This is a genomic window from Kitasatospora nipponensis (assembly GCF_039528135.1).
Taxonomy (GTDB): Bacteria; Actinomycetota; Actinomycetes; order Streptomycetales; family Streptomycetaceae; genus Kitasatospora; species Kitasatospora nipponensis.
This window is the reverse complement of record NZ_BAAALF010000341.1, coordinates 1-4,236: the sequence shown is the minus strand read 5'-3', so window position 1 is coordinate 4,236 and position 4,236 is coordinate 1. Positions and strand designations below refer to the sequence as shown.

Below are 4,236 nucleotides of genomic sequence, written 5' to 3'. Positions count from 1 at the left end.
TGGCCGGCCGGGACCCACTCGTCCTACGCCCACCCAGCGACCTGGCCCGCCCCACTCGGGGCAGGCCCCGCCCGCCGAGGACCTCACCAGGACCTGGTGCGAACCGAAACTCGACGGCTACAGGACTTCTGTCCGGCGCTGCGCGGATCGCGCGCGCGTCTGCTGTCGCGCGCCGGGAACGTCCTGACCGCCCCTAGCCTCCGAGGTCGTCGCCAAGCCGGAGCTCCTGCCCGCCGGCACCGTCCTGGAATCGCAAGGAAGAGCGAGCGCTCCCCTGCCTACCTGTCGAGGATCCTCAGCGGCTATCGGATCCCCACCTGGCGCTGGACCGAGTCCGTGGCCAAGGCCTGCGGCACCCGGCGACAGGCCCGCGACAGCTCTGAATATCCATGGCCGCGGAGAACCTGCACCACCTACGCTCCACCCATGCGCACCGTGTTCGTCTTCCCTACAGGTGGGCGAGCTGAGACCGTCGCCTCGCTCGATCGGCATCTTCCCCAGCGGCGCAGGCCGTGGGTTCTGGCCGGCAGCCTCCACATCGACATCGACGATGAACAGATCGGCTACCTCTTCTCCGACTGGGATCCCGACGACGTGGCGGCTGTCGAAGCGGCCCTCGGTCACCACCCAACCAGGGAAGTCCAGATCGACGTCTCCGGGCGGATCGATGGAACCGCGGAGGTCCACCAACTGTTCGCACTGCTGCTTGAGCACGGAGGCGTCGCGACTGACGACTACTCCGACCGCCCCTGGACTCTGCAGGAAATCGAGTCCGGGGCCGAGTTTGACGGCCTGCGCTTCTTCGACTTTCGCACTTACCACGAGCTCCACCACGAGCGCTGGCAGCCCCAGCCCGACCAGTGCTCATGAACAAGTTCAGAGAAGACAATCAGAATATGACCCACCAGAAGATCTACTTCGACTGCCGACGCCATGCCGAACGTGGCGTGCTCGAAGTTGTCCCGCGCATCGACCGAATACCACTCACCGACTTGATCGACCGGTTCGAGATGGATGCTGGGATGCAGCCAGCCGGAGACGCCTACGGTGGACTTGTCCCGCAGTTCTTTCGGTTCGGCGCGATGGAAGACCACTTCCACGGACGATCTACCGGAGCCATGGGGCCGAAGACGCCCGTGCTCGGCTGTGAATGCGGCGAGTGGGGATGCTGGCCGCTGATGGCCAGCATCACAGTGACATCTGACCGCGTGACCTGGGACTCCTTCGAACAGCCCCACCGCAAGACACGTGACTACTCGGGATTCGGTCCGTTCCATTTTGACCGCCATCAATACGATGACGCCGTGAAGGCTCTGAGCGCGGCAGTCAGCTCCGACGAGACGTGAGGACAACCTGCCGGCTCAGCACGGGAAGGAAGCAGTCTTGTTTGACCACGTGATCGGACTACGTCCCGAGGAAGCCGCATGCTGGGTCGCGCTGGTCGAGGAGTCCCGGCCAGTCCTTGAGAGCGATGGAATGGAGGCTGTCCAGACCCTCCTGGCCGAGCGCGGCATGAGCATCATCCAGGCCATCGCAATCACCCGGGCACTACTGGGGAATGCGGAGACACCGCTCCGAGTCGCCATCGACATCGTGGCCACGAGCAAGGCTCGGCAGTAAGTTCAGAGAAGACACCGGCCCGGTGTGTGCCGGCCCAGCGTCCCGACCTCGGTGGGCGCCACGACGATCCGGGCGCCCAGGTCCGTGAAGCGGTCGGCGGTGGCTCGGATGTCCGCCACGGTGACGTTGATCGTCCAGTAGGGTGCGCCGGCGTCCTCGGCCGGTCCCAGGGCGGTGACCAGTCCTCCGCGCAGCGTGCAGAGCCGGTAGCCGGCGGGGTCCGCCGGGGCGATGGTCCAGCCGAAGAGTGCGGTGCAGAAGGCCTCCATCGCCGCCATGTCGGGGGTGCCCAGGTCGATCCAGGTCACGTGTTCGCGGGGTGCCGCGTGATGTTCATCGAGTTGCCTCTCTGTCAGCGCCGCCTCGCCCCGGCGGTGGAGCGGGGCGAGGCGGCGACCTGCGGCATCAGGTGTAGTAGGGCGAGTCCAGGTCGAGGCTGGCGTCCCTGACGACGTCGCCGTCGAAAAGGCGCGTGGTGGCGGGGGCTCCGGCCCGGCGGGCCTCGTCGGCGAAGGGCCCCTGGGCGAAGGCCAGGGCGTTCTCGGCGCTGTCGAACTCGTAGAACCCACCGATGGTGTGGGTGCCGATCCCGGACAGCCACGTCTTGCGGATCAGGCCGGGTGCGCTCTTCAGGGCCGCGTTGACCTGCTGCCAGTCGAACTGCTCGAACGGCACGGCGGCCTGGATCTCGGTGTAGAGAAAGGTCTTGCCCATGGCGAGCCTCCGGTCTCGGGGCCTGTCCGGCCCGCGTCACTAGTACGTGCGTCCTAGTGATGCGAGCATGGAGTAGGATGGCCGTACTAGTCAAGGGGGTGACGATGGCCGCGGACACGAAGTCCCGCATGATCGGCGCAGCGATCGGACTGCTGCAACGCCACGGCCTGGCGGCGATGTCCTTCACCGACGTCCTGGCCGAGAGCGGTGCCGCGCGCGGGGCGATCTATCACCATTTCCCGGGCGGCAAGCAGCAACTGGCGCTCGAAGCCGCCCGCCGCAACGCCGAGGACGTCCGCGGCCACCTGCACGAGCTGCCGGGCCGCACGCCACGCGACGTCGTGGAGGCGTTCCTCGGCAGCGTGCGCCCGGTGGTGCAGGCGTCCGCCGACGGCGGCGGCTGCGCGGTCGCGGCGGTCACCGTCGACGGCGGTGCCGCCCTGGCCGATCAGGGCAGCCTGCGCGCCGTGGCGGCCGAGGGATTCGCCGGCTGGGTCGGCGAGCTGACCGGAAAACTCACCCACGCCGGAATGAGCCCGTCCCGGGCCGCCGAGCTGGCCACCCTCATGATCGTCACACTCGAGGGCGCCCACATCCTCTGTCGCGCGGCGGGCAGCGTCGCGCCGTTCGACAGCGCCGCCGCGGCCCTGCTCTCCACTCTCCCGAGCTCAGAGTGACCCGACCCCGTCCGCACCCGAGGCCGTTAAGCTGCCGACCATGACCGAACGGCGGCCGGCGACCGATGCCGAGGCGAAGGCGCTCGCCTCCGCCCTGCGCCTGCGGATCCTGCGCATCTGCCTCGGCGAGGCGCGCACCAACAAGGAGATCGCCTCGATCCTCGGCTGCGATCCCGCCACCGTGCTGCACCACACCAGGACGCTGGTGCGCACCGGCTTTCTGCAGGCCCAGGAGGAGCGGCGCGGGGCGCGCGGCGCGCGGGAGATCCCCTATCTCGCGACGCGGAAGTCCTGGCAGCTGGAGGCGGCCGCGCGGGACCGGTCGATGCTCGACGCGTTCCTCCAGGAGCTGGCCCTGGTCCCCGCGGCCGAGGTCGACAGCACCCGGCTCGGACTGCGCCTGCCACCGGCGGAGATGACGGAGTTCCGGACCCGGCTCAGCGCCCTGATCGAGGAGTTCGCCGCCCGCCCGGACGACCCGACCGCGCCCGCCTGGTCGCTGTTCGTGGTGGTGCACCCCGACCCGAACCGGCCCTGACGGACGTCCGGATCCGGTCGGCGAACGCCGGCGCACCGGGGGCTGAGCACGGGGCACGGGGCCCTGGGCATGGACCGGCCGAACCCAGCCCCAGCCCCAGGCAATCCGTCCCGGATCAGATGAACTGGATCACTGTGCCCAGCAGGTAGGCCGCGATGAACCAGAGCGCCGCGCGAGGCCCGCGCGAGATCCCGAGGGCGGCGGCTCCGCTGCCGAACCAGCAGAGTTCGAGAAGGGCGCGGGCCGCACCGTGGACCGGGTGGGTCGCGCTGGGTGCGCCGAACAGGGCCCAGACCACGATGAGCAGGGCCGGGGCGCCGACGGCGAGGAGCAGACGCTTGGGCAGGCCGCCGCCGCGGGTGAAACCCCAGTACCCCGCAGCGGCGTAGACGGCGAGTTCGACCAGGAAGGCCAGGGCAGCGTTCGCATCCTTGACGGCATGCCAGATCACTGTCGCACCCACCGGGTCGGGACCAGTGCGGCCGGGCTCGATCCGACCGACGCCGCGAACGCCGGCCTGGCCGGGAGGCTCGGGATGCCCATATCTTCCCCCTTGAATCATTCTCTCAATGAACGATACTCAGACGCTACCATTCTTTCCGATCGTCACGTCAAGGGGCGAGGGGTGGTGGGGTCAGCGGTTGGTCTGGAGGAGGCCGCGGCTGCGCAGGACGCGGCGTTCGATGG

General features: G+C 69.1%; 8 protein-coding genes. 5 read left to right on the top strand and 3 right to left on the bottom strand.

Features of this window, described 5'->3' with window-relative positions; genetic code table 11:
* Nucleotides 1-426: 426 nt before the first annotated feature.
* Genes ABD323_RS39740 through ABD323_RS39730 form a run of 3 tightly spaced genes read left to right on the top strand, consistent with a single transcriptional unit; the run spans nucleotide 427 to nucleotide 1,620 of the window.
* On the top strand, nucleotides 427-870 hold the full coding sequence (locus tag ABD323_RS39740; RefSeq protein WP_344446984.1) for a hypothetical protein: 444 nt from the start codon (nucleotides 427-429) through the stop codon (nucleotides 868-870).
* A 26-nt stretch (nucleotides 871-896) separates the two neighbouring features.
* A complete protein-coding gene (locus ABD323_RS39735) occupies nucleotides 897-1,346 on the top strand; it encodes a hypothetical protein (protein ID WP_344446983.1) in 450 nt (149 codons plus the stop codon).
* A 37-nt stretch (nucleotides 1,347-1,383) separates the two neighbouring features.
* Nucleotides 1,384-1,620, top strand: a complete 237-nt coding sequence (locus ABD323_RS39730) for a hypothetical protein (protein ID WP_344446982.1) — start codon at nucleotides 1,384-1,386, stop codon at nucleotides 1,618-1,620.
* A gap of 2 nt (nucleotides 1,621-1,622) precedes the next feature.
* On the opposite strand, the gene ABD323_RS39725 is transcribed toward ABD323_RS39730, so the two are convergent.
* Together ABD323_RS39725 and ABD323_RS39720 are read right to left on the bottom strand one after the other, a co-directional pair.
* Entirely contained in the window at nucleotides 1,623-1,928 is a 306-nt protein-coding gene (locus ABD323_RS39725) for a VOC family protein (RefSeq protein ID WP_344446981.1), read from the bottom strand.
* Nucleotides 1,929-2,025: 97 nt separating this feature from the next.
* A complete protein-coding gene (locus ABD323_RS39720) occupies nucleotides 2,026-2,334 on the bottom strand; it encodes a hypothetical protein (protein ID WP_344446980.1) in 309 nt (102 codons plus the stop codon).
* A gap of 77 nt (nucleotides 2,335-2,411) precedes the next feature.
* Between ABD323_RS39720 and ABD323_RS39715 the strand changes: the two genes are divergently transcribed.
* Together ABD323_RS39715 and ABD323_RS39710 are read left to right on the top strand one after the other, a co-directional pair.
* Entirely contained in the window at nucleotides 2,412-3,011 is a 600-nt protein-coding gene (locus ABD323_RS39715; protein WP_344446979.1) for a TetR/AcrR family transcriptional regulator, read from the top strand.
* 40 nt (nucleotides 3,012-3,051) lie between these two features.
* Complete coding sequence (locus ABD323_RS39710) at nucleotides 3,052-3,549, top strand: ArsR/SmtB family transcription factor (RefSeq protein WP_344446978.1); 498 nt, start codon at nucleotides 3,052-3,054, stop codon at nucleotides 3,547-3,549.
* A gap of 115 nt (nucleotides 3,550-3,664) precedes the next feature.
* Here ABD323_RS39710 and ABD323_RS39705 read toward each other — a convergent pair whose 3' ends face one another.
* On the bottom strand, nucleotides 3,665-4,000 hold the full coding sequence (locus tag ABD323_RS39705) for a YrdB family protein (protein WP_344446977.1): 336 nt from the start codon (nucleotides 3,998-4,000) through the stop codon (nucleotides 3,665-3,667).
* Between the last annotated feature and the right edge of the window lie 236 nt (nucleotides 4,001-4,236).